The sequence below is a fragment of the Pseudomonas sp. 203-8 genome (assembly GCF_020708595.1).
In the GTDB taxonomy this organism is placed as follows: Bacteria; Pseudomonadota; Gammaproteobacteria; order Pseudomonadales; family Pseudomonadaceae; genus Pseudomonas; species Pseudomonas aeruginosa.
Genome location: NZ_JAJFDF010000001.1, coordinates 671,432 through 696,012 on the forward strand (window position 1 = coordinate 671,432; position 24,581 = coordinate 696,012).

Annotated in this window: 21 protein-coding genes; 12 read left to right on the plus strand and 9 right to left on the minus strand. The window is 66.6% G+C overall.

Going from position 1 to position 24,581, the window contains the following annotated elements; translation table 11 throughout:
* Positions 1–8 precede the first annotated feature (8 nt).
* From dapF to LJF27_RS03045, 4 genes are read left to right on the plus strand one after another with little or no spacing between them, the layout of a single operon-like run.
* Positions 9–839 carry a diaminopimelate epimerase gene (gene dapF, locus LJF27_RS03030; protein WP_003098223.1) on the plus strand — a complete coding sequence of 277 codons (831 nt, stop codon included), beginning with the start codon at positions 9–11 and terminating at the stop codon, positions 837–839.
* A 30-nt stretch (positions 840–869) separates the two neighbouring features.
* The gene (locus LJF27_RS03035; RefSeq protein ID WP_003096433.1) at positions 870–1,571 is read left to right on the plus strand and encodes a DUF484 family protein; all 702 of its coding nucleotides are present in this window, start codon (positions 870–872) and stop codon (positions 1,569–1,571) included.
* 19 nt (positions 1,572–1,590) lie between these two features.
* On the plus strand, positions 1,591–2,502 hold the full coding sequence (xerC, locus tag LJF27_RS03040) for a tyrosine recombinase XerC (protein WP_003114345.1): 912 nt from the start codon (positions 1,591–1,593) through the stop codon (positions 2,500–2,502).
* Positions 2,499–3,197 carry an HAD family hydrolase gene (locus tag LJF27_RS03045; RefSeq protein WP_003123715.1) on the plus strand — a complete coding sequence of 233 codons (699 nt, stop codon included), beginning with the start codon at positions 2,499–2,501 and terminating at the stop codon, positions 3,195–3,197. The genes xerC and LJF27_RS03045 overlap by 4 nt, the downstream gene beginning before the upstream one ends.
* 30 nt (positions 3,198–3,227) lie before the next feature.
* On the opposite strand, the gene LJF27_RS03050 is transcribed toward LJF27_RS03045, so the two are convergent.
* On the minus strand, positions 3,228–4,397 hold the full coding sequence (locus LJF27_RS03050) for an MFS transporter (protein WP_003098229.1): 1,170 nt from the start codon (positions 4,395–4,397) through the stop codon (positions 3,228–3,230).
* Between the two features lie 162 nt (positions 4,398–4,559).
* Between LJF27_RS03050 and LJF27_RS03055 the strand changes: the two genes are divergently transcribed.
* Positions 4,560–5,936 (plus strand): PLP-dependent aminotransferase family protein, encoded by a 1,377-nt coding sequence (locus LJF27_RS03055; RefSeq protein ID WP_016852261.1) that lies wholly within the window; start codon positions 4,560–4,562, stop codon positions 5,934–5,936.
* A 24-nt stretch (positions 5,937–5,960) separates the two neighbouring features.
* Here the strand turns inward: LJF27_RS03055 and LJF27_RS03060 are convergent, their stop codons facing one another.
* The 5 genes from LJF27_RS03060 to glnK form a co-directional block, all read right to left on the minus strand.
* Positions 5,961–6,875: a fimbrial protein gene (locus LJF27_RS03060; protein WP_003163071.1), complete on the minus strand. Its 915-nt coding sequence runs from the start codon at positions 6,873–6,875 to the stop codon at positions 5,961–5,963.
* 423 nt (positions 6,876–7,298) lie between these two features.
* The gene (gene sutA, locus LJF27_RS03065) at positions 7,299–7,616 is read right to left on the minus strand and encodes a transcriptional regulator SutA (RefSeq protein ID WP_003098240.1); all 318 of its coding nucleotides are present in this window, start codon (positions 7,614–7,616) and stop codon (positions 7,299–7,301) included.
* 77 nt (positions 7,617–7,693) lie between these two features.
* Positions 7,694–8,119 carry a secondary thiamine-phosphate synthase enzyme YjbQ gene (locus tag LJF27_RS03070; protein WP_003096441.1) on the minus strand — a complete coding sequence of 142 codons (426 nt, stop codon included), beginning with the start codon at positions 8,117–8,119 and terminating at the stop codon, positions 7,694–7,696.
* 260 nt (positions 8,120–8,379) lie between these two features.
* Entirely contained in the window at positions 8,380–9,708 is a 1,329-nt protein-coding gene (locus LJF27_RS03075) for an ammonium transporter (RefSeq protein WP_003109815.1), read from the minus strand.
* Between the two features lie 39 nt (positions 9,709–9,747).
* Positions 9,748–10,086: a P-II family nitrogen regulator gene (gene glnK, locus LJF27_RS03080; protein WP_003096476.1), complete on the minus strand. Its 339-nt coding sequence runs from the start codon at positions 10,084–10,086 to the stop codon at positions 9,748–9,750.
* 439 nt (positions 10,087–10,525) lie between these two features.
* On the opposite strand from glnK, the gene LJF27_RS03085 reads away from it, so the two are divergent.
* The 3 genes from LJF27_RS03085 to betT all read left to right on the plus strand — a co-directional run bounded on the left by LJF27_RS03085 (position 10,526) and on the right by betT (position 14,430).
* Positions 10,526–10,786 (plus strand): accessory factor UbiK family protein, encoded by a 261-nt coding sequence (locus LJF27_RS03085; protein WP_023103597.1) that lies wholly within the window; start codon positions 10,526–10,528, stop codon positions 10,784–10,786.
* A 40-nt stretch (positions 10,787–10,826) separates the two neighbouring features.
* Positions 10,827–12,320, plus strand: a complete 1,494-nt coding sequence (locus LJF27_RS03090) for a YifB family Mg chelatase-like AAA ATPase (RefSeq protein WP_023116832.1) — start codon at positions 10,827–10,829, stop codon at positions 12,318–12,320.
* A 124-nt stretch (positions 12,321–12,444) separates the two neighbouring features.
* The gene (gene betT / locus LJF27_RS03095; protein ID WP_003096496.1) at positions 12,445–14,430 is read left to right on the plus strand and encodes a choline BCCT transporter BetT; all 1,986 of its coding nucleotides are present in this window, start codon (positions 12,445–12,447) and stop codon (positions 14,428–14,430) included.
* 42 nt (positions 14,431–14,472) lie between these two features.
* Here the strand turns inward: betT and pchP are convergent, their stop codons facing one another.
* Entirely contained in the window at positions 14,473–15,522 is a 1,050-nt protein-coding gene (pchP, locus tag LJF27_RS03100) for a phosphorylcholine phosphatase (RefSeq protein WP_003110458.1), read from the minus strand.
* Positions 15,523–15,672: 150 nt separating this feature from the next.
* Positions 15,673–16,590 (minus strand): LysR substrate-binding domain-containing protein, encoded by a 918-nt coding sequence (locus tag LJF27_RS03105; RefSeq protein ID WP_003098255.1) that lies wholly within the window; start codon positions 16,588–16,590, stop codon positions 15,673–15,675.
* Positions 16,591–16,738: 148 nt separating this feature from the next.
* Here LJF27_RS03105 and LJF27_RS03110 point away from each other — a divergent pair, with 148 nt between their 5' ends.
* Positions 16,739–18,205, plus strand: a complete 1,467-nt coding sequence (locus LJF27_RS03110) for a NorM family multidrug efflux MATE transporter (protein WP_003114349.1) — start codon at positions 16,739–16,741, stop codon at positions 18,203–18,205.
* Here LJF27_RS03110 and LJF27_RS03115 read toward each other — a convergent pair.
* Positions 18,117–19,793, minus strand: coding sequence for a putative bifunctional diguanylate cyclase/phosphodiesterase (locus LJF27_RS03115; protein WP_003121292.1), 1,677 nt, complete (start codon positions 19,791–19,793; stop codon positions 18,117–18,119). The genes LJF27_RS03110 and LJF27_RS03115 overlap by 89 nt on opposite strands.
* A 187-nt stretch (positions 19,794–19,980) precedes the next feature.
* On the opposite strand from LJF27_RS03115, the gene rep reads away from it, so the two are divergent.
* From rep to LJF27_RS03130, 3 genes are all read left to right on the plus strand, one after another.
* Positions 19,981–21,990, plus strand: a complete 2,010-nt coding sequence (gene rep, locus LJF27_RS03120) for a DNA helicase Rep (protein WP_003110454.1) — start codon at positions 19,981–19,983, stop codon at positions 21,988–21,990.
* Positions 21,991–22,123: 133 nt separating this feature from the next.
* Positions 22,124–23,842 (plus strand): thiamine pyrophosphate-dependent enzyme, encoded by a 1,719-nt coding sequence (locus tag LJF27_RS03125; RefSeq protein ID WP_023116833.1) that lies wholly within the window; start codon positions 22,124–22,126, stop codon positions 23,840–23,842.
* Between the two features lie 163 nt (positions 23,843–24,005).
* Positions 24,006–24,578, plus strand: a complete 573-nt coding sequence (locus LJF27_RS03130; RefSeq protein WP_003096508.1) for a xanthine phosphoribosyltransferase — start codon at positions 24,006–24,008, stop codon at positions 24,576–24,578.
* The last annotated feature ends 3 nt before the right edge of the window (positions 24,579–24,581 follow it).

Genomic DNA, 24,581 nt, shown 5'->3' on the forward strand with positions numbered 1-24,581 from the left:
CCCAGACCATGCTTTTGCGCTTCACCAAGATGCATGGCCTGGGCAACGACTTCATGGTCCTCGACCTGGTCAGCCAGCACGCCCATGTGCAGCCCAAGCACGTCAAGCTCTGGGGCGACCGCAACACCGGGGTCGGCTTCGACCAGTTGCTGATCGTCGAAGCCCCGAGCAGCCCCGACGTCGACTTCCGCTACCGGATCTTCAACGCCGACGGCTCCGAGGTCGAGCAGTGCGGCAACGGCGCACGCTGCTTCGCCCGCTTCGTTCAGGACAAGCGCCTGACGGTGAAGAAGAGCATCCGCGTAGAAACCAAGGGCGGCATCATCGAACTGAATATCCGCCCGGACGGCCAGGTCACGGTGGACATGGGTCCGCCGCGCCTGGCCCCGGCCGAGATACCGTTCCAGGCCGAGCGCGAAGCCTTGTCCTATGAGATAGAGGTGAATGGCCAGCGCGTCGAACTGGCCGCGGTATCCATGGGCAATCCCCATGGCGTGCTGCGCGTCGAGAACGTCGACAGCGCACCGGTACACAGCCTCGGTCCGCAACTGGAAGTCCATCCGCGCTTCCCGAAGAAGGCCAACATCGGCTTCCTCCAGGTGCTCGATCCGCACCATGCGCGCCTGCGCGTCTGGGAGCGCGGCGTCGGCGAGACCCAAGCCTGCGGCACCGGCGCCTGCGCCGCGGCGGTTGCCGGGATTCGCCAGGGCTGGCTGCAATCGCCGGTGCAGATCGACCTCCCCGGCGGCCGCCTGCACATCGAGTGGGCAGGTCCCGGCCAGCCCGTTATGATGACCGGGCCTGCCGTCCGCGTGTATGAAGGCCAGGTCCGCCTGTAAGGGCCGTCGCCCGCGAGAACCGAGACGCTTATGACCGAGAAAAGCCAGGAACCGACAGCAGCGCTGGACGCCGAGCAGGTGGCCGCCTATCTGAGCCAGCACCCGGAGTTCTTCGTCGAGCATGACGAGCTGATCCCCGAGTTGCGCATCCCACACCAGCCCGGCGACGCAGTGTCGCTGGTGGAGCGCCAGGTACGCCTGCTGCGCGAGCGCAACATCGAGATGCGCCACCGGCTCTCGCAACTGATGGACGTGGCCCGCGAGAACGACCGCCTGTTCGACAAGACCCGCCGCCTGGTCCTCGACCTGCTCGACGCCACCAGCCTGGAAGACGTGGTCAGTACCGTCGAGGACAGCCTGCGCCACGAGTTCCAGGTGCCCTACGTGAGCCTGATCCTGTTCAGCGACAGTAGCGTCTCGGTGGGCCGCTCGGTGAGCAGCGCGGAGGCGCACCAGGCCATCGGCGGCCTGCTCTCCGGCGGCAAGACCGTCTGCGGCGTGCTGCGTCCGCACGAACTGGCGTTCCTCTTCGGCGAGAGCGACCGCGACGAGATCGGCTCCGCAGCGGTGGTCTCCCTGAGTTTCCAGGGACTGCACGGCGTGCTCGCCATCGGCAGTCCCGATCCACAGCATTACAAGAGTTCCCTCGGCACCCTGTTCCTCGGCTACGTCGCCGAGGTCCTGGCCCGCGTGCTGCCGCGTTTCTCCTCGCCGCTGCGCTCGGTCCGCTGAGCGCGGCGGGCGGTCCGAGATGCGCGCCGACCTGGATGCCTTCCTCGAACATCTGCGCAGCGAGCGCCAGGTCTCCGCGCACACCCTCGACGGCTACCGCCGCGACCTGCTGAAGATCCTCGCCCTCGCCGAAAAGGCCGGGCTCTCCGACTGGAACGCCCTCGACACCCGCAGCCTGCGCACCTTCGTCGCCCGCCTGCACCAGCAGGGCCAGTCCAGCCGCAGCCTGGCACGGCTGCTCTCGGCGACGCGCGGCCTCTACCAGTACCTGCTACGCGAAGGGCGCTGCCGGCACGACCCTGCCAACGGCCTGAGCGCGCCGAAGAGTCCGCGCAAGCTGCCCAGGACCCTCGACGCCGACCGCGCCCTGCAATTGCTCGACGGTGCCGTGGAGGATGACTTCATCGCCCGCCGCGACCAGGCCCTGCTGGAGCTGTTCTATTCCTCCGGGCTGCGCCTCTCGGAACTGGTCGGCCTCGATCTCGAATGGCTGGACCTCAAGGAAGGCCTGGTGCGAGTGCGCGGCAAGGGCAACAAGGTCCGCGAGCTGCCGGTCGGCAAGGCCGCGCGCCAGGCGCTCGAAGCCTGGCTGCCGCTGCGCACCCAGGCCGCTCCGGAAGACGGTGCGGTGTTCATCGGCCGCAGCGGCAAGCGCCTGACGCCACGGGCGATCCAGCTGCGGGTGCGCCAGGCCGGCGTCCGCGAGCTGGGCCAGCACCTGCACCCGCACATGCTGCGGCACTCCTTCGCCAGCCATCTGCTGGAGTCGTCCGGCGACCTGCGCGCCGTGCAGGAACTGCTCGGCCACGCCGACATCGCCACGACCCAGATCTATACCCACCTGGACTTCCAGCACCTGGCCTCGGTCTACGACCGCGCCCATCCCCGCGCCAAGCGCAAGGGCAACGCCGATGGAGGCAACGACCCATGAGCAGCCTGCGACTGATCACCTTCGACCTCGACGACACCCTGTGGGACGTCGCCCCGGTGATGAACAACGCCGAGGCCCTGCTCCGCGAATGGCTGGCGAGCAACGCGGCGCGCCTGGGTCCGGTACCCATCGAGCACCTGTGGGCGATCCGCACCCGCCTGCTGGATCGCGAGCCGATGCTGCGCCACCGTCTCAGCGAGCTGCGCCGGCGCATCCTGTTCCATGCCCTGCTCGACGCCGGTTATCCACAGGCGGAGGCGGAAAGCCTGGCCGAGGCCGGTTTCCAGGTATTCCTCGAAGCGCGCCACCGGGTCACTCTGTTTCCCGAGGTCCACCCGACCCTGGAGATCCTCGCCGACCGCTTCACCCTCGGCGTGCTCACCAACGGCAACGCCGACGTGCGCCGCCTGGGCCTGGCCGACTACTTCCGGTTCGCCCTCTGCGCCGAGGAACTGGGCGTCGGCAAGCCCGACCCGACGCCATTCCGCGAAGCCCTGAAGCGCGCCGGCGTCGAGGCCTCGGCAGCGGTACACATCGGCGACCACCCCAGCGACGACATCGCCGGAGCGCGCCGCGCCGGCATGCGTGCCATCTGGTTCAACCCAAACGGCAAGCCCTGGGCCGGGGAGGAAGAGCCGAGCGCGGAGATCCGCAGCCTCGCCGAGCTGCCGGCCCTGCTCGCCCGCCTGCAATGACGGACCGGGCCCCCGGTCGCGGGTAGCGCCCTAGGCACGCGAAGCGCTGGCCTTGAAGCGCCCGACCCCGCGCAAGATGGAAAACGCCACCGCAACCGCAGCCAACGTCAGCGACACGCCGAAAAGCAGCAACGCCGTCGACGCACCGAAGCGATCCGCGATCAACCCGGTGAAGATCACCGGCAGGCTGAAGCCGAGGTAGGCCAACAGGAAGTAGCCCGCGCTGGCCCGCGGCTTTTCCGCACCGGCCAGGACATTCACCGCCGACAGCCCGCCCAGGTAGGTGAAGCCGTAGCAGGAACTGCTCGCGCCCAGCGCACCGAACAGCACCGCAGCCAATGAGCCGTGGATCGCGCCCCAGGCCAGCAGGGCATAGCTCGGCGGCAGGATCACCAGCCCCAGGCAGGTCGCCGAGGCCGGCGCCATCCGCCGCGCCAGCGGCTGGAACAGCAGGCCGCAGCTGATCACGGTGAAGGTCGAGAAGCCCGACCAGCGCGCCAGCCCGTGGGCCGCCAGCAGCGAAGGCAGGACCGCGATGACCAGACCCACAGTGGCCCATGCCAGCAGGATCGAGAGACCGTACGGCAGGCTGCCGGCGGGAAAGAACGGCAGCCGCAGCATCGGCGTATCGCGCCCGCGCGGCGCCTCGTCCGGCAGGCCCGCCACCGCCGCCAGGGCCACGCAGGCCAGTCCCAACTGGACCCAGAAGCTGCCGGGCACCAGGCTCTCCCGGAACAGCAGGAACAGACTGGTCAGTGCCGCGCCGAGGCCGAAGCCGAGCGAGGTGCTGGCGGTCACCCAGTTGGCCGAGGTGCGGGAATCCCCGCCCGCGATCAGTTCGCTCATGTAGGCCGTCCCGGTGGCCGATGCCAGAGCCGTGCCGACGCCGAGCAACAGGCGCGCCACGCCGAGCGCCTCCAGGCGCGGCCAGAGCGCCATCACCAGGGTGGCCACCATCGACAGCAGCAGCGCGACGACGATCGGCGGCTTGCGCCCGATCCGATCGGACAACCCGCCGAGTACCAGCAGCACCGGCAGTACGCCGAGCACATAGCCGGAGAAAGCGCTGGCGGTAGCTGCCGCGCCGTAACCGGAAAGCTCCGCGTAGGCGGTGTACAGCGGCGCCTGGAGGTTCACCGCCAAGGTGATCAGGCACAGGCCGAAGGCCAGGCATGCGGCGTGGCGACGGGTATTGCTCATGCGTTTCTCCGTTCAAGGGCCTGCCGCGGCAGAGCGGTGGGCATTGGCTAGCCCGCGAGAAGAGGCGTCGACTATCCGGCGCGGCGGCGCTACGGAACAAGTAACAGCTGTTCGGATTTGTGCTTAACTGTTCGCCTGAAAAAACCGAACAGTGAGTCAGACATGCACCTCCGGATCGACCGCAATGCCAGCGAGCCGCTGGTGCAGCAGATCGTCGCAGGGGTCAGCGGCTGGATCCGCGGCAATCGCGTCCGCGCCGGCACGCGGATTCCGTCGATACGCCAGTTGGCCAGGGAAAACCAGCTCAGCCAGTCCAGCGTGATCGAGGCCTACGACCGCCTGGTCGCCCTGGGGATGCTGGAATCGCGGCACGGCTCGGGGTTCTTCGTCGCCGAGGCGCCCGCCGCCACTACCGACCTCGACAGCGAATGGCACGAAGGCGCGGAAAACGCATGGGGCCAGTTCAGCGGCAGCTCGACGAAACTCAAGCTCGGCTGCGGCTGGATTCCGGACAGTTGGCGGGAAGTCGAGGAACTCAGCTACGCGATCCGCCAGGTCGCCCGCAGCGAACTCGCCGGGCTGTTCGACTACAGCACTCCGCTGGGCCTGCCGGCGCTGCGCCAGCACATCCAGAAACGCCTGCGGCTGATCGATATCCATGTCGACCCGGAGCAGATCCTCACCACCACCGGCGCCAGCCATGCCCTCGACCTGTTGGTACGCACGCTGCTCAAGCCGGGCGACGTGGTGGTGGTGGAGAACCCCGGCTACTACAACCTGTTCAACCTGCTGAAGTTCCACGGGGTGAAGATGCTCGGCGTGCCGCGCACCCGCCACGGCCCGGACACCGCCGCGCTGGAGACGATCCTCCGCGCGCACAAGCCGAAGTTCCTTTTCACCAACAGCATGTACCACAACCCCACCGGCACCAGCCTCAGCCCCTCAGTGGCCCACCGCGTGCTGCAACTGGCCGAGCAGCATGATTTCCACATCGTCGAGGATGACATCTACGCCGACTTCCAGAACGGCCCCAGCACCCGCCTGGCAACCCTCGATTCGCTGCGCCGGGTGATCTACCTGGCGAGCTTTTCGAAGACCCTCAGTTGCTCGCTACGGGTCGGCTACCTGATCGCCGACCCCGAGCTGATCCGGCGCCTGGCGGATGTGAAGATGTACACCAGCATCGGCAGCCAGCGCTTCGCCGAATGCGTGGTCTCGACCATGCTCGCCAACGGCAGTTACCGCAAGCTGGTGCAACGCCTGCGCCAGCGCCTGACCCGGCAGATGGCGGCGACCCTGCGGGTGCTTGGGGACAACGGCTGGGAGGTGTTCGCCGAACCGGTCGGCGGGATGTTCGTCTGGGCCCGTATCGGCGACTACCCGTTCGCCGAATTGCAGGCCGTGGCGACACGCCTGAACGTGCTGCTGTCGCCGGGCAGCGGCTTCAGCCCGGAAGGCGAGGAGAGCGACTGGCTGCGTATCAACATCGCCTATGCCAGCGACCCGCGGGCCCTGGCGTTCTTCGAGGCGTTCGGGTGAGGCGCGCTCTTGCCCTCCCCTGCCTCACTGGTAGTCGAGCAGGATCACCATCGCGGCCAGGACCGAGCCGGGCGTGATTTTCTCGGCGGTCTGCACATAGGACGCTTTCATCGGGATCCAGTAAGCCCCGCCGGTGTTCTTGTCGTACGCGGTCACCGGCAACGAGAGTCCCATCCGTAGCGGAACGCCGGCCTCGTCGGTGACCCGGATCGATACGCCGGTCGCGGTGCTGCCCGCCAGGCGCGGCAATACACCCGAGCCTTCGGCCACCGCGCCCCCCACCGCTTGAAGGCTGTAGCCGACGCGGTTGTACCCGCGAGGACAGCCGGCCACTACGAGATTGAACGGGGTAACGGCCGCGTAGGTGCCGACGCCGTTCAGCCGTGCGGCAGCGATCGACTGCAGCTTCACGGTCTGGTCGGCGACCTGGCAGGTCGCATTGATCGTGGTGACGCTCCCGGTCAACCTGATGGAAGAGGTGCCAGACGCGATAAGCCCGTCCTTGTAGGTAATGAGGAAGTACGAGTTGAACGCTCCGCTCGCGAACTGGCCGTCGGAGAGCGGCGTCGAGTTGCGGAACAACTGGACCTCCGCGATTTGCGAAAAAGTGCCCTTGAAACGGCTGCTCGCCGGTATGCCATCCAGCAGCAGGCGCACCGAGAGGCCCGGCACGTTGGTATTCAGGTCCGGACCATCGATCGGGTCCCAGACACTTCCCTTGTTGTACAGAGAGACGCCGATGAGATCGCAGCTGGGCTTGCCGCACAGTTGCATGGGAGTGAACGTGTAGCGCGACGTGACGTTTCCCTCGGGAAGGATCGAGGGGACGGCGATATCGCGGCCGCCGAAAGCGTACAGATTGGCAGCCATGCTGGTGCCGGCGGGAACGAACAGGAATGCCGCGATCAGCAGGGTTCGACGGAACGTCTTGAACTCCATGGGATGACAACCGATGTGTCCGGCATGTCCGGGAAAATCCACCGGAACCGGAGTGAACTTGATGGGTGGCTAATCTTTTCAGAACACCTGGAAAGGAGCCATAAGACAGGACCTACACGGCTCCGCGAATCCACCTAAGAATCGCTAGGAAAATTCTTAAGCAAGCTCTACAGCTCGCTCTCCGGCAGCCCCGGACGCCGCTTGGAGCGCCTGGATGGCAAGCAGCTTCGGTTGACGATGTGGAACGGTAGCGCTGCCACCGGAAAGGAAAAGGCCTTGGCCCGTCGCCAGCCGTGCCTGAACAGGCGAAAGATCGGCTCGCCAACCGGGATGCGGCGGGGCGAGATGCCCGTCAAAGTGACCGGCGCCATAGCACAAGGCCCGCCATCCCTTGCGGGAGGCGGGCCTTGGGATGGCGCGAAATCAGATGGGGCGGCTGCCGTACTTGCTGTCCGGCTTCTTCGGCGGATCGGCCACCACGTTGGGTTCGATCTCCTGCACCTTTCCACCGCGGGAAAGGAACTCCTCCATCGCCTTGGCGAGGGCGTCACGCTCTTTCTGCTTGGCTTCGACCGAGGGCAGCTCCTCTTCCACCACGGCGGCTTTCGCCTTCTTCCCGGGGGCGGGGGCCTCGTCGCCGTCGCCGCTGTCCGCTTCGCCGTCGTCGGCCGCGGCCAGCTCTTCGCCGTCGTCCTCGTCAGCGCCGTCCAGCTCGTCCTGTTCCAGTTCTTCTTCGCTCATGGTCAACCTCTCGGTGCTGCAAAAGCAGGTTAGTTATAGCCCAGCCGCGCGTTTTGATGAGCGCCGCCGGAAAAAATTCATACTGACTCGCCCTGCCAGGTGGCGAGCACGCGCCGTGCCCCGCCCCTGTCCCGGTGTTCACCGAGATAGATCCCCTGCCAGGTGCCCAGTGCCAACCCTCCCGACTGTATCGGCAGGGTCAGTTGGCAGCCCAGCAGGCTGGCCTTGAAATGCGCCGGAAGGTCGTCCGGACCTTCGTCGTTGTGTTCATAGCCGACTTCGCCGCGTGGCGCCAGCCGCTCGAAAAAACGCTCGAAATCCCGGCGTACGGCAGGATCGGCATTTTCATTCAGGGTCAGTGAAGCCGACGTATGTTGCAAAAGCAGGTGCAGCAGGCCGACCCGGCACCGCCGAAGCTCCGGCAAGGCGTCGAGTATCTCCTCGGTGACGAGGTGAAAGCCCCGCGGACGCGGGCGCAAGGTGATCAGGGTCTGCTGCCACATGCTGCTGTTCCAAATCGGCTCCGATCCGTCGCGCCGCGCATTCTAGCGCGGCATTTGAAAAAGCAAAGAGCGTAAGAGGCAGACCTGTGAAAGCTGATGGTGGCGCAGTCCGCTGGCAGTCACTGAAAGACCGGTTGCGGAAAGGTGGTGGCAGTCGCGGGAAGCGCCCAGGACTTTCGACGCACAAGGGCATGGCGTTCGGCGAAGGCGAGCGCGGGAGGCAAACCGACGCCCGGCGGAAAGCCGGGCGCCGGCAGGTATTACAGGTTGTAGCCGCGCTCGTTGTGCAGCGCCAGGTCGAGGCCGACCGCTTCCTCTTCCTCGGTGACCCGCAGGCCCATGACCAGGTCCAGCACCTTGAGGATCACGAAGGTCACCACGGCGGTGTAGACCACGGTGAAGGCCACGCCCTTGAACTGCACGAAGAACTGCGCGCCGATGTCCTCCACGCTGCCGAAGCCGCCCAGCGACGGCGCCGCGAAGATCCCGGTGAGCAGCGCGCCGACGATACCGCCGACCGCATGTACGCCGAAGGCGTCGAGGGAATCGTCGTATTTCAGCGCGCGCTTGAGACTGGTGGCGGCGAAGAAACAGATCACCCCGGAGGCCAGGCCGATCACCAGCGCGCCCATCGGACCGGCGGTGCCGGCGGCCGGGGTGATGGCCACCAGACCGGCGACCACGCCGGACGCGATGCCCAGGGCGCTCGGCTTGCCGTGGGTGATCCACTCGGCGAACATCCAGGCCAGGGCCGCGGCGGCGGTGGCGATCTGGGTCACCAGCATGGCCATCCCGGCGGTGCCGTTGGCGGCGGCGGCGGAACCGGCGTTGAAACCGAACCAGCCGATCCACAGCATGGCCGCCCCGACCAAGGTGTAGCCGAGGTTGTGCGGCGCCATCGGCGTGGTCGGGTAGCCCTTGCGCTTGCCCAGCACCAGGCAGGCGACCAGACCGGCGATACCGGCGTTGATGTGCACCACGGTGCCGCCGGCGAAGTCCAGCACGCCCCAGTCCCACATCAGGGCGCCGTCACCGCTCCAGACCATGTGCGCGATCGGCGCGTAGACCACGGTGAACCAGACCGCCATGAAGATCAGCATCGCCGAGAACTTCATGCGCTCGGCGAAGGCGCCGACGATCAGCGCCGGAGTGATGATCGCGAAGGTCATCTGGAAGGTGATGAACACGCTTTCCGGGAACAGCGCGGTGGCGGAAGTCAGGCCGTCGGCGGTGAGACCGCTGAGGAAGGCCTTGTCCAGTCCGCCGACGAAGGAATTGAAGTTGAGGACGCCCTTCTCCATCCCGGCGGTATCGAACGCCAGGCTGTAGCCATAGACCACCCAGAGAATGGTGATCAGGCCGGTGATGGCGAAGCATTGCATCATGATCGACAGCACGTTCTTCGCTCGCACCATGCCGCCGTAGAACAGCGCCAGGCCGGGGATGGTCATGAGCAGGACGAGCGCAGTGGAGATCAGCATCCAGGCGGTGTCGCCGCTGTTCAGGACGGGCTCCTCGGCGGCCAGGGCGACGCCCGGCAAAGCGAGGGACAATAGGGCTCCTAGCCCTGCGATCTTACGCAGAGTCATGTTGGTATTCTCCTGGGGCTTTTGGGGGTTCGGTTGGGCTTAGATCGCGTCGGTATCGGTTTCGCCGGTACGGATGCGGATGGCCTGTTCCAGGTTCACCACGAAGATCTTGCCGTCACCGATCTTGCCGGTATTGGCCGCCTTGGTGATCGCCTCGATGACGCGGTCCAGCTGGTCGTCGGCGATCGCCACGTCGATCTTCACCTTGGGCAGGAAGTCGACGACGTACTCGGCGCCGCGATACAGCTCGGTGTGGCCCTTTTGCCGGCCGAAACCCTTGACCTCGGTCACCGTGATGCCCTGCACACCGATCTCGGACAACGACTCGCGGACGTCGTCCAACTTGAACGGCTTGATGATGGCAGTGACTAGCTTCATGAAACTCTCTCCCGTGTTTGGTGGACTCGCCCCAGGAAAACGAACCCGAGGACAGTCTAAGCGCAGTGTCTGGCTTTGTAACGCGCCGGTCCCTCTGGGAAGCATGATCGGGACCCTCCGCCCCGACCTGGCCCTGCTGCGGCCGTTCGATGCCGCAACCTGCCGGCCTCCCGCAACCGCCTCATCTGCCGCACCGGTACTGCTTCAGTGCACGCCTCACCCCGGCCAAAGCAGAAAGCTTGCCAGCTCCGGCAAATCCGCCGGATTTCAAGCTCTTAGCCGCCAACCCGGGGATAGTGCGGAACGCCGGGCTCCGGGCGGCGCACCAAATAGGCGCAGACGCGCTCCGACAGTTGCGCAAAAAGTGTGCAATGGCCCTCCCGCGAGCGCCGCCGACATCGTGCTAGACTGCCGCCCACTCGTTACCGGAACCCTCGCCATGCTGCCGCCCAAAGCCGTCTTCGAAGCCCTCAGCCAACAAGCCAGCCGCCTGTTCGCCGGCGAATCGCCGTTGCCCAAGGCCGAGCTGGAGTCGCAGTTCCGCACCCTGATGCAGAGCGCCTTCAGCAAGCTCGACCTGGTCAGCCGCGAGGAGTTCGACAGCCAGATGCTGGTCCTCGCCCGCACTCGCGCACGGCTGGAAGCCCTGGAGGCCAAGGTGGCGGAACTCGAAAGCAAGCTGACGCCGCCCGCCGACTGATCCTCCCCCCTGCGAGCGGCGTGAGATCAAGGAGCGATCCATGTCCCTGGCGATTGTCCACAGCCGAGCCCAGGTCGGCGTCGAAGCCCCCTGCGTCAGCGTCGAGGCGCACCTGGCCAACGGCCTGCCTTCGCTGACCCTGGTCGGCCTGCCGGAAACCGCGGTGCGCGAGAGCAAGGACCGCGTGCGCAGCGCCCTGCTCAATGCCGGTTTCGACTTCCCCGCGCGGCGCATCACCCTCAACCTCGCCCCCGCCGACCTACCCAAGGACAGCGGTCGCTTCGACCTGGCCATCGCACTCGGCATCCTCGCCGCCAGCGGCCAGTTGCCCGGCACCGCCCTCGACGGCCTGGAGTGCCTCGGCGAACTGGCCCTGTCCGGGGCGATCCGGCCAGTGCGAGGCGTATTGCCGGCCGCGCTGGCGGCGCGCGACGCAAGGCGCGTTCTGGTGGTACCGAAGGAAAATGCCGAAGAGGCCAGCCTGGCCAGCGGGCTGACGGTGTTCGCCGTGGACCACCTGCTGGAGATCGCCGGACACCTCTCCGGCCAGGCCCCGCTGCCGCCCTACCAGGCCCGCGGCCTGCTCCGCGCGCCCTTCCCTTATCCAGACCTGGCCGAGGTCCAGGGCCAGGCCGCCGCCAAGCGCGCCCTGCTGGTGGCCGCCGCCGGCGCGCACAACCTGTTGCTCAGCGGCCCGCCGGGCACCGGCAAGACCCTCCTGGCCAGCCGCCTGCCCGGCCTGCTGCCGGCGCTCGACGAGGACGAAGCCCTGGAGGTCGCGGCGATCCATTCGGTGGCCAGCCACGTCCCCCTCAGGCACTGGCCGCAGCGACCGTTCCGCCAGCCGCACCACTCCGCCTCCGCGCCGGCCCTGGTCGGCGGCGGCAGCCGCCCGCAGCCGGGCGAGATCACCCTGGCGCACCAGGGCGTGCTGTTCCTCGACGAACTGCCGGAGTTCGAGCGCAAGGTCCTGGAGGTCCTGCGCGAGCCGCTGGAAAGCGGCGAGATCGTCATTGCCCGGGCCAACGGCCGGGTACGTTTCCCGGCGCGCTTCCAACTGGTGGCGGCGATGAATCCCTGTCCCTGTGGCTACCTCGGCGATCCCAGTGGCCGCTGCCGCTGCACCCCGGAACAGGTCCAGCGCTACCGGGGCAAGCTGTCCGGACCGCTGCTCGATCGCATCGACCTGCACGTCAGCGTGCTCCGCGAAAGCACCAGCCTGCAGCCAGGACACGGCGAAACCGCTACCGCCGAGGTCAGCGAACGGGTGGGCGCCGCACGGCAACGGCAACTGGCCCGCCAGGGCTGCGCCAATGCCCATCTCGATCTCCAGGCGATGCACCGCAATTGTGCACTCGCCGAAGCGGACCGCCGCTGGCTGGAGGCTGCCGGAGAGCGCCTGGAACTTTCCTTGCGCGCCTTGCATCGCATACTCAAGGTGGCCCGGACGCTGGCCGACCTGGAGCGCATCGATGCCATCGAACGCCGGCACCTGGCGGAAGCCCTGCAGTATCGGGCAATGACCTCCACGTGAAGCGTAATAATTCAGCAAAGCTATCGATTAAGGCTTTTCGAATCAAATTAGCTATCACGATGTGTTAGGCTGTTTCGTCTTCCGCCTTCGGCGGGCAATCCGATCACAAGGAGAGCTAGCTTACATGGAGACACCCACTACCCCCCGGAGCACCCTGAATCCTCCGGTCTTCTATACCTCCGCCGCCCTGATCCTGGCCCTGGTGCTGTTTACCGTGCTCCTCCAGGAAGAAGCGCAATCGCTGTTCAACCACGTCCAGCAATGGATCATCACCAACGCCAGCTGGTTCTACGTACTGGCCGTGGCGCTGATCCTGATCAGCGTGGTGTTCCTCGCCGTCAGCCGCTACGGCGACATCAAGCTCGGCCCCGACCACAGTCGTCCCGACTACCGCAACACCACCTGGTTCGCCATGCTGTTCTCCGCCGGCATGGGCATCGGCCTGATGTTCTTCGGCGTTGCCGAACCGGTGATGCACTTCACCACCCCGCCGGTGGGCGAGCCGAACACCGTGCAGGCGGCGAAGGAAGCGATGAAGCTGACCTTCTTCCACTGGGGCCTGCATGCCTGGGCGATCTACGCCATCGTCGCGCTGATCCTGGCCTTCTTCAGCTATCGCCACGGCCTGCCGCTAACCCTGCGCTCGGCGCTGTATCCGCTGATCGGCGAACGTATCTACGGCCCCATCGGCCACGCGGTGGATATCTTCGCGATCATCGGCACTGTGTTCGGCGTGGCGACTTCGCTCGGCTACGGCGTGCTGCAGATCAACAGCGGTCTGCACCACCTGTTCGGCTGGCCGGTGAACCAGACCGTGCAGATCGCCCTGATCGCCGCCACCTGCGGCCTCGCCACGCTATCGGTGGCCAGCGGACTGGACCGCGGCATCCGCATCCTGTCCGAACTGAACCTGAGCCTGGCGGTGATCCTGCTGCTCTTCGTGCTGGTCCTCGGGCCGACCGTGTTTCTCCTGCAGACCTACGTGCAGAACACCGGGGCCTACCTGTCCGACATCGTCAACAAGACCTTCAACCTGTACGCCTACGAGCCCACCGATTGGATCGGCGGCTGGACCCTGCTGTACTGGGGCTGGTGGCTGTCCTGGTCGCCCTTCGTCGGCCTGTTCATCGCCCGTATCTCGCGCGGCCGCACCATCCGCGAGTTCGTCTGCGGCGTGCTGTTCGTCCCGGCCGGCTTCACCCTGCTGTGGATGACGGTGTTCGGCGATACCGCCATCCACATGGTCCTGCAGGAGGGCTTCACCCAGTTGGCCGAAGTGGTCAACCAGGACAGTTCGGTGGCGCTGTTCGCCTTCCTCGAGCACTTCCCGCTGGGCAGCGTGATCTCGCTGGTGGCGGTGCTGATGGTGGTGGTGTTCTTCGTCACCTCGGCCGACTCCGGCGCGCTGGTGGTGGACATGCTAGCCTCCAGCGGCAAGGACCACTCGCCGCTCTGGCAGCGGATATTCTGGTCGGTGCTGATGGGCGTGGTGGCCATCGCCCTGCTCCTCGCCGATGGCCTCAAGGCGCTGCAAACCGCGACCATCGCCAGCGCGCTGCCATTCTCCATCGTGCTCCTGGCGTCGATCTGGGGCCTGTTCAAGGCGCTGCACCTGGATGCCACCAAGCGCGGCATCCGCTACCAGGCGCTGACCTTCTCCCGCCCCACCACGCGCAGCGGCGCAAGCGAGGGCGACGGTTGGCAGCGCCGCCTGCGCAACATCGCCATGTTCCCAAGGCGCAGCCACGTCAACCGCTTCATCACCGATGTGGCGCGACCGGCCTGCGAGGACGTCGCCGCCGAACTGCGCAAGCAGGGCTACGAAGTCCAGGTGCAGGACGGCGAGGACGGCCGGGTTCGGCTGGAAGTCAGCCACGGCGGCGAGGTCGATTTCATCTACGAGGTGCGTCCGCGCGCCTTCACCACGCCGAGCTTCGTGATGCGCGACACCGAGGACAGCAGCGAGTCGCGCAAGTATTTCCGCGCCGAGGTCCATCTCCAGGAAGGCGGCCAGGACTACGACATCATGGGCTGGAGCCGCGACGGCGTGATCGGCGACATCCTCGACCAGTACGAGCGGCACATGCACTTCCTGCACGTGGTGCGCTGAGGGATGCGGGGGCCGGCCAATGCCGGCCCCTCGCCGTTTCGCCTACTGGATCTGCTCCGGAGTGACGATCACCCAGTTCCTGTCCGCCGTCACCGGCAGGCCGGCCTTGGCCTGGGCGGCGGAATGCTGCTTGATCATGCCGTTGATCTGTTCCATGTACTTGGCCTTGCGGTTGACCCACAGGTGCACGCCGTTTTCCGCGGTGCCGTTGAACAGCATGTAACCGTCGCTGTCCGGGGTATCGCCGGCGACCAGGATCGGCCGCTTCCAACGGTCGATGTAGGTGAGGATCGCAGCCTGCTTGCCGGCCATCCAGGTCGCCGGGGTCCACAGGTAGGGGGTCACCTCCAGGTCGAGGTTGGCCTTGGGATCGTACTTGCCCTCGGCGATCTGCTTGCGCGCGGTGGTCAGCTCGCCGGTCTTGCGGTTCTTCAGCAGGGTGGTGACGCCGATGACGTTCTCCGGCTTGGCGTTGTAGCCATACCTGGGGTCCGCCGCGACCATCCGCACCAGTTCCTCGTGGGCCGCGCTGATCACGTAGACCTCGATGCCGTTTTCCATCAGCTTGTTGTACAGCTCGCGCTGGCCGCTGAACACGCGCGGCGGCTCGACGTCGAGCGTGGCGAGCTTGTCGCCGTCGTAATAGGTGGCGGGGATCGGCTTGCCGTAGGCCATCAGTTCGTCGACATAGCCCTTCAGTTCCCTGAGGGTGAAGCCTGAGAACACCTGGGCGACCCAGGGATAGCAGACCATGTCGTCGATCTCGCAAAGCCGGTAGTAGTAGCTGAACAGGCTCTCCTTGTGCCCGGCCTGGTCCTTGAACGGGATCAGTTTCAGCGAAGGGTCGAGCCTGTCGCGGGTCAGCACGCCCTTCATTTCCAGATAGGGCAGCAGCGATTCTTCCAGGTCGTAGCGATAGCTGGTGTTGTCCATGTCGAACACGGCATAGGCGCCCTTGTTCGCGTTGGCCTCGATCAGTGCATTCAGTTGCCTGGCGGCGGGGGCCGGCCAGTGCTCGAGTTCGGTGGCGCTGGCCTGGCCGACTGCGGCGGCGAGCGCCAGCGCGGCGAGTATTCCTTTGGCGAAGGTCATGGCGGGTTCCTTTGGGCGGTTGGAAGGAAGCTCCGTCCCCTGCCGCTCCCGACAGGCAACGACCAACGACCCTAGCGCAAACCCTGCGCCCGGCCCAGCGACGGCAGCGACCTGTAACGTCGCGTCAGCGCCAGGAGTTGTCCGGCGGCGTCACGCCAGCCGCTCGACGACGGGCAGACGCATCGCCGCCACCTCCGCGAGGAGGAAGTCGCGCAATCGCTGGAAGCGTTCCTGTCCCCTGCGGGCACGAGGCCAGACCAGGTGATAGCTTTCGCCGCTGGCCACCGCCACCGGCCAGGGCAGGCCGATGCGGCCCTGGGCGACATCCTCGGCGACCATCACCAGGTCGCCGATGGACACGCCATAGCCTCGCGCGGCGGCGACGATGCCCAGTTCCAGCGTGTCGAACACCTGGCCGCCCTTGAGCGACACCTCCTCCCCCAGCCCGGTCCGTTGCAGCCAGCGTCGCCAGTCGCGACGATCCGGCGTGGGGTGCAGCAACTCGCTGTCACGCAGGCGTTGGAGGGTCCAGGGCTCCACGGCCTCGTCGGGATCGCAGACCGGCACCAGCCATTCGGCGAACAGCGCTGCCGTTTCCCATTCCGGGCTGAACTGGCCGCTGCCCAGCAACACCGCGCAGTCGAAAGGCTCGCGCTGGAAGTCCACCGAGTCCACATCCATCCAGGCACTGGTGAGCTGCACCTCGATATCCGGGTTCAGGTGGCGGAAGCGGCTCAGGCGCGGTAGCAGCCAGCGCAGGGTAAGGGTGGAAGGCGCCTTCAGGCGCAGGGTGGCGTCGTCCACACGCAGGGCGGTGCAGGCCCGTTCCAGCGCATCGAAGCCGTCGCGCAGCCCGGGCAGCAGCAGGCGTGCCGGCTCGGTCAGCTGCAACTGGCGGCCATGGCGCTCGAACAGACGACAACCGAAGTGCTCCTCCAGGGTACGGATGTGCCGGCTCACCGCGCTCTGGGTTATCGCCAGTTCCTCGCCGGCGCGGGTGAAAGAGGCGTGCCGGGCGGCAGCCTCGAAGGCGCGCAGGGCATACAGCGGGGGCAGGCGACGGGTCATTGGGGAATTACCTCTTTCATGACTTTTACTCATGCCTGGCATCTTGTTTTTCCTTTTGTGGAGCCATGCCAGTCGCACCGAGAATAGCCGCATTCTCAACGCCGACAGGCCATCGCGGCAACCATCTCCTCCTGAGCCTTACTCATCCATGTCCTCGCCATCCCTCGTCGAACTCAAAGCCATCCTGCGCCTGGCGGGCCCGTTGATCGCCGCCCAGCTGGCCTATGTCGCCATGGTCTTCACCGACACCGTGATGATGGGCAAGCTCGGCCCCGACGCGCTGGCCGCCGGCGGCCTGGGCGCGGTCAGCTACGCCTTCGTCTCGACGTTCTGTGTCGGCGTGGTGGCAGCGGTCGGCAACCTGGTGGCGATCCGTCACGGCTGCGACGACGCCGCTGGCGCCGCCGCGGCCGCTCGCTCCGGACTCTGGGTCGGCGCCGCGCTGGCCCTGGCCGCCGGCCTGCTGCTATGGAACCTGCGGCCGCTGCTCCTGGTCTTCGGCCAGGCGCCGCAGACGGTGGACGGCGCCATGCAGTTCCTCCACAGCCTGACATTCGCCCTGCCCGGCTACATGGCCTTCATGGTCCTGCGCGGCTTCACCAGCGCCATCGACCGCGCCGGCCCGGTGATGGCGATCAGCGTGCTCGGCGCGCTGGCCAACCTGGCTCTCAATTATTCCTTCATAGAAGGCCTGTTCGGCCTGCCGCGCCTGGGCCTGGCCGGTATCGGCCTGGTCACCGCCCTCGTCATGAACTGCATGCCGCTGCTGCTGGCCCTGTATATCCGCCTGCAGCCGGCCTATGCCGAGTACTCGCTGCTGCGCGGACTGGGACGGCCGCAGCGGGCGATGGTCGAGGAGATACTGCGCCTGGGGCTGCCCATCGGTGGCACCTACGCGGTGGAGTCGGGGATGTTCACGGTCGCCACCCTGTGCATGGGCATCATCGGCGATCACGCCCTGGCCGCGCACCAGATCGCCATCCAGGCGGTATACGTGGCGTTCATGGTGCCGGTGGGGTTGTCGTACGCCACCACCTACCGCATCGGCCAGCATTTCGGCGCCGGCCGCCTGCTCGAAGCACGCCGCGCCGGGCGTGTCGGCATCGGCTTCGGCGCGCTGTGCATGCTGCTCTTCGCCGGGCTCTTCTGGTGGATGCCGGAGGCCATCATCGGCCTGTTCCTCGACCGCGACGCCCCGGCCAACCGGGAGGTGGCCGCGATGGCCGTCTCGCTGCTGGCGATCGCCGCCTGGTTCGAGCTGTTCGACGGCACCCAGAACGTCGCCATGGGCGCGATCCGCGGTCTCAAGGACGCCCGCACCACCTTCCTGGTCGGCCTGGCCTGCTACTGGCTGGTCGGCGTGCCGCTGGCCTGCCTGCTGGCGTTCGCGGCCGGCTGGGGCGCCGCGGGCGTCTGGTGGGGGCTGGCCGGCGGCCTGGCCTGCGCGGCCATTGGCCTGACCCTGGCCTTCGAGTGGAAGACCGCGCGGTTGCTGCCGAAAGCCACGGCCAGCGAGGCGTCGGCGCTCAATTGCCGAGCGGCTGGCCGCGGTGCGCCGAGCGCTCGCCTATGCCCAGGAAACGCGCCAGTTCCGCCAACGGCAGCGGCGGACTGATCCAGTAGCCCTGCACCTGGTCGCAACCGAAATCGCGCAACTGCTCCTGCTGGCGCAGGGTCTCCACGCCTTCGGCAACCACTTCCAGGTTGAGGTTGTGCGCCAGGTTGATCATCGCCCGCACCAGTTGGAAGTTTTCCGCCCGCTGGTCCATGCCGCCGACGAAGCTGCGGTCGATCTTCAACAGGGTGATCGGCAGGCTATTGAGGTGGACGAAGGACGAGAAACCGGTGCCGAAGTCGTCCAGCGAAAAGCGCACGCCCAGTTGGCCGAGCGCCTGCATGGTCTGCAGCACCTGGTCGCTGCGCCGCATCACGGCGGTCTCGGTCAGTTCGAACTCGAGCCAGCGCGCGTCGACGCCGTGCTCTTCGATCAACCGTTGCAGGGTCGGCAGCAACTGGCTGTCCTGGAACTGGCGGAACGACAGGTTCACCGCCATGTGCAACGGCTCCAGGCCGCGCCCGTTGAGCCACTGCATGTCGCGCAGGGCGCGGGCGATGACCCAGTAGCCGAGCGGCACGATCAGCCCGCTCTCCTCGGCCAGCGGGACGAACTCGCTGGGCGTGAGCAGGCCCCGCTCGCCGTGGCGCCAGCGCACCAGCGCCTCCAGGCCGACGATGCGCCCGCTGTCCAGGCACAGTCGCGGCTGGTAGTGCAGCTCCAGCTCGTCGCGACGCAGCGCCCGGCGCAGTTCGGCTTCGAGGTCGGCGAGGCTGCGCACGCCACGGTTGATGCGTTCGTCGAAGACATGGAAGGTGCAACCCTGGCGGCTCTTGGCCTGCTGCATGGCGATGTGCGCATGCCACATCAGCGGGTCGGCGCCTTCGTCGGCACGGGCGTGGGCGAGTCCCAGGCTGCAACCCAGCAACAGGCTCTCGCCATCGATCCAGTAGGGCTCGCCGAGGCATTCGACGATGCGTTCGGCGACCCGCTCGGCGCGTTGCGGATCGCGACGGGTGTCCAGCAGCAGGGCGAACTCGTCGCTGCCCAGGCGCGCCAGGCTGTCGCCGTTCTCCATGAAGCCGCGCAGGCGGTTGACCACCTGCAGGATCAGACGGTCGCCGCCCTGGTGGCCGAGGGAATCGTTGACGTGACGGAAGTTGTCCAGGTCGAGGTGGCCGAGCACCAGGCCACGCCCGTCGAATTCGCTGAGGCGCGCCGCGAGCAGGGTCTGGAAGCCCTGGCGGTTGGCGATGCCGGTCAGCGGATCCTGCTCGGCGAGCAGTTGCAGGGTCGCCTGCAAACCCAGGCGCTCGCGCGCGTAGCGCAGGCAGCGGCGCAGGCTGTCCTCGGAAAGCTGTTCGGCGGCCAGCCAGTCGACCACCCCAACCGGCGCCTGCGCCGGCTCCTGCTGCAACAGCAGGATCACCGGCCAGGGACAGGGAGTCCCCAGCGGCAGGCAGGCCGGCGTGGCCAGGAGCAGCCCCCGGGGCTCGGCGGCGAACAGGGTGGCCGCGCCCTCCCAGGTGGTGACGATGCTCAGCGAAAAGGCAGGCCCCAGCGCTCTCAGGCGTTCACCTAGCAGTGGCGCCCAGTCCGGCGTATCCGCCAGAAGGAGCAGGCGCAAGGGTTCTGCGGGCGCTGACAAGCAACCTCCAAAGTTTTAAGAATCTTCGTAAAGAACGAACGGCATCATCCTAATGCGGTAGGGAATCTACAGCAAAATGGCGTGAACGATCTCGGGATCGGTCACAGCTTGCACGCTAATTCTCGCGGATGCCAGCCAGCCTGTTAGAATACGCCCCCGCTTCAACCCTCTCTTCCGGCCTGTTCCTATGTCCCGACTCAATCCCCGGCAGCAAGAAGCCGTGAACTACGTCGGCGGTCCCCTGCTGGTCCTGGCTGGCGCCGGCTCCGGCAAGACCAGCGTGATCACCCGCAAGATCGCCTATCTCGTCCAGCAGTGCGGTATCCGCGCCCAGTACATCGTCGCCGTGACCTTCACCAACAAGGCCGCGCGGGAGATGAAGGAGCGCGTCGGCACCCTGCTGCGCGGCGGCGAGGGCAAGGGCCTGACCGTCTCGACCTTCCACAACCTCGGCCTGAACATCATCCGCAAGGAACACGAACGGCTCGGCTACAAGCCCGGTTTCTCGATCTTCGACGAGTCGGACATCAAGGCGCTGCTGACCGACATCATGCAGAAGGAGTATTCCGGGGACGACGGCGTCGACGAGATCAAGAACTACATCGGCGCCTGGAAGAACGACCTGATCCTTCCGGAGGAGGCGCTGGAAAAGGCCCGCAACCCCAAGGAGCAGACCGCCGCGATCGTCTACCTGCATTACCAGCGCACCCTGCGCGCCTACAACGCGGTGGACTTCGACGACCTGATCCTGCAACCGGTGAAGCTGTTCCAGGAACATCCGGACGTCCTCCAGAAGTGGCAGAACAAGGTGCGCTACATGCTGGTGGACGAGTACCAGGACACCAACGCCAGCCAGTACCTGCTGGTCAAGCTGCTGGTGAAGGACCGCGCCCAGTTCACCGTGGTCGGCGACGACGATCAGTCGATCTACGCCTGGCGCGGCGCGCGTCCGGAAAACCTGATGCAGCTGAAGGAAGACTTCCCTTCGCTGAAGGTGGTGATGCTGGAGCAGAACTACCGCTCCACCAGCCGCATCCTCAAGTGCGCGAACGTCCTCATCGCCAACAACCCGCACGTATTCGAGAAGCAGTTGTGGAGCGAGATGGGCCACGGCGATCCGATCCGGGTGATCCGCTGCCGCAACGAGGACGCCGAGGCCGAGCGCATCGCCATGGAAATCCTCACCCTGCACCTGCGCACCGAGCGGCCGTACAGCGAGTTCGCCATCCTCTACCGTGGCAACCACCAGGCCAAGCTGATGGAGCTGAAGCTCCAGCACCACCAGATTCCCTATCGGCTCTCTGGCGGCACCAGCTTCTTCGGGCGCCAGGAAGTGAAGGACCTGATGTCCTACTTCCGCCTGCTGGTGAACCCCGACGACGACAACGCCTTCCTCAGGGTGATCAACGTGCCGCGCCGGGAAATCGGTTCGGCGACCCTGGAGAAGCTCGGCAACTACGCCACCCAGCGCAAGATCTCGATGTACGCCGCCTGCGACGAGATGGGCCTGGCCGAGCACCTCGACAGCCGTTTCCACGAACGCCTGCAACGCTTCAAGCGCTGGATGGACGGTATCCGCCGACAGTGCGCGGAGAACGAGCCGATCGCCGTGCTGCGCAGCATGGTGATGGACATCGACTACGAGAACTGGCTGCGGCAGAACGCCTCCAGCGACAAGGTCGCCGAATTCCGCATGAGCAACGTCTGGTTCCTCATCGAGGCACTGAAGAACACCCTCGAGCGCGACGAGGAAGGCGACATGACCATCGAGCAGGCCATCGCCAAGCTGGTCCTGCGCGACATGCTGGAGCGCCAGCAGGAAGAAGAGGAAGGCGCCGAAGGCGTGCAGATGATGACCCTGCACGCGTCGAAGGGGCTGGAGTTCCCCTACGTGTTCATCATGGGCATGGAGGAAGAGATCCTGCCCCACCGTTCCAGCATCGAGGCCGACACGGTGGAAGAGGAGCGCCGCCTGGCCTACGTCGGCATCACCCGCGCGCGGCAGAACCTGGCGATGACCTTCGCCGCCAAGCGCAAGCAGTACGGCGAGATCATCGACTGCTCGCCGAGCCGCTTCCTCGACGAACTGCCCCCCGAAGACCTCGAATGGGAAGGCATGGAAGACGCCCCGCAAGAGGTCAAGGCGGCCAAGGGCAACGCCGCCCTCGCCGACATCCGCGCCATGCTCAAGCGCTGAGCCCGCCGCGCCTCGACTGTCTCGATTTTCACAAAAGTGTCTTGCCCGATGCCTAGCCTCGGGCGAGGAACTTTTGCCGCTCCACGCGCGACCAAAATTAGCTAGCTAACGAATTCCATTCGAGGACAGCTTCATGTCGAGCAAGAAAGTCGCCGAGATCGTCGTGGAAACCCTGGAAGCCGCCGGCGTCCGCCATTGCTATGGCATCGTCGGCGACACCCTCAACCATGTCACCGACGCCATCCATCGCAGCCAGATCCAGTGGGTCCACGTGCGCCACGAAGAGGCGGCGGCCTTCGCCGCGGGCGCCGAGTCCTACATCAGCGGACGCCTGACCGCCTGCGCCGGCTCCTGCGGACCGGGCAGCCTGCACTTCATCAACGGCGTCTACGAGGCCCAGCGCAACCGCGCGCCGATGGTGCTGATCGCCAGCCAGATCGTCACCCCGCAACTGGGCATGGAGTTTCCCCAGGAGGTCGACTTCAAGGCGGTCTACGCCAGCTGCTCGGTGTTCTGCGAGCAGGTGCACAGCCCGGAACAGGCGCGCCGGGTGGTGGCCCTGGCCTGCCAGGCGGCGCTCAACCGGCGCGGCGTGGCGGTGGTGATCCTGCCGGCCGACATCAGCCAGGCCACGGTGAAGGACGACCTGCCGTTCTCGGTGCATTTCCCGCAACCGGTGCTGCGCCCCAGCGACGCCGAACTGCAGGACATCGCCCGCCTGCTGGCCCACGGCAAGAAGATCGGCATCTACGCCGGCTCCGGCTGCCAGGGCGCCCACGACCTGCTGGTGGCCCTCGCCGACCGCCTCAAGGCGCCCATCGCGCACACGTCGCGGGCCAAGGACTTCGTCGAGTACGACAACCCCTTCAACATGGGCATGACCGGTATGCTCGGGATCGAGTCCGGCTTCCACATGATGACCGAGTGCGACACCCTCCTGCTGCTCGGCGCCGACTTCGCCTGGGCGCAGTTCTATCCGCAGAAGGCCACCCTGATCCAGGTCGACCGCGATGGCAGTCACCTGGGCCGCCGCCACCCCATCGATCTCGGCGTGGTCGGCGACGTGATCCCCACCCTCGAGGCGCTCTTGCCGTTGCTCGAAGCCCGCGAGGAGCGCAGCTTCCTCGACGAATGCCTGGAGCACCGCGAGCGCTCGCTGCGGACGCTGGAAAAAGAGGAGCAAGCCGGCAAGGGCGAGCTGATCCATCCGCAGCACCTGGTCAGCCTGCTCGACCAGCACGCCAGCGAGGACGCCCTGTTCACCGCCGACGGCGGCTCGGCGATGGTCTGGCTGTTGCGTCACATCCACAGCAACGGCAAGCGCCGCACCCTCACCAGCCTGGTCCACGGCACCATGGCCAACGCCATGCCCCAGGCGCTGGGGCTGAAGAAGGCCTACCCCGAGCGCCAGGTGATCTCGATCTCCGGCGACGGCGGCCTGGCCATGCTGCTCGGCGACCTGCTGACGGCCATCCAGGAAAAACTGCCGATCAAGGTAGTGGTGCTGAACAATGCCTCGCTGAACTTCGTCGAGCTGGAACAGAAGGTCGAGGGCCTGCTGGACAACTACACCGACCTGCTCAACCCGGACTTCGCCCGTCTCGCCGAAGTGATCGGCTTCCACGGACGCAAGGTGACGCGCTCCGAGGAGCTCGAGGCGGCGGTGCAGGAGTTCCTCGCCCAGCCCGGTCCGGCGCTGCTGGACGTGCATACCAACCCTGCGGAGCTGGTGATGCCGCCGAAGATCGAGTTCGGCCAGGTCGCCGACACCGCGCTCTACGCCGCCAAGGCCGTGCTCAGCGGGCGCTTCAAGGACGTCGAGACGCTACTGGTGAACAACCTGCTGAAATGAGCCGGCAGCGGCGCGGCCCGCCTGCCACGGGGCCGCGCCGGGCAGGCGCGGATTCCTGACCGCTCGATCATGTTCGCTCGTCCGAGAGAACGTCGCGCGCGGCGCCGGCTGGCGGTACAATGCCGCGCTTCATCAGCGACAGCCGCTTCGCAGGAAGCCACCCGTGGACATTCTCAAAGACAAAATCCGCTCGGAAGGCATCGTCCTTTCCGAGCACGTACTCAAGGTCGACGCCTTTCTCAACCACCAGATCGACCCGCAGCTGATGCAGCAGGTCGGTCACGCGTTCGCCATGCGCTTCCGCGACCAGGGCATCACCAAGATCGTCACCATCGAGGCTTCCGGCATCGCCCCGGCGGTCATGGCCGGCCTGGAGCTGGGCGTCCCGGTGATCTTCGCCCGCAAGTACCAGTCGCTGACCCTGAAGGACAACCTGTACATCTCCAAGGTGTTCTCCTTCACCAAGCAGACCGAGAGCACCATCGCCATCTCGGCCAAGCACCTGAACGCCCACGACCACGTGCTGGTGATCGACGACTTCCTCGCCAACGGCCATGCCGCCAAGGCGCTGATCGACCTGATCGGCCAGGCCGGCGCGAGCATCGCCGGGCTCGGCATCGTCATCGAGAAATCCTTCCAGGATGGCCGCGCCCTGCTGGAAAGCGAAGGCTACCGGGTCGAGTCCCTGGCCCGGGTGAAATCGCTGGCCGGCGGTCAGGTCGAGTTCCTCGACTGAGCG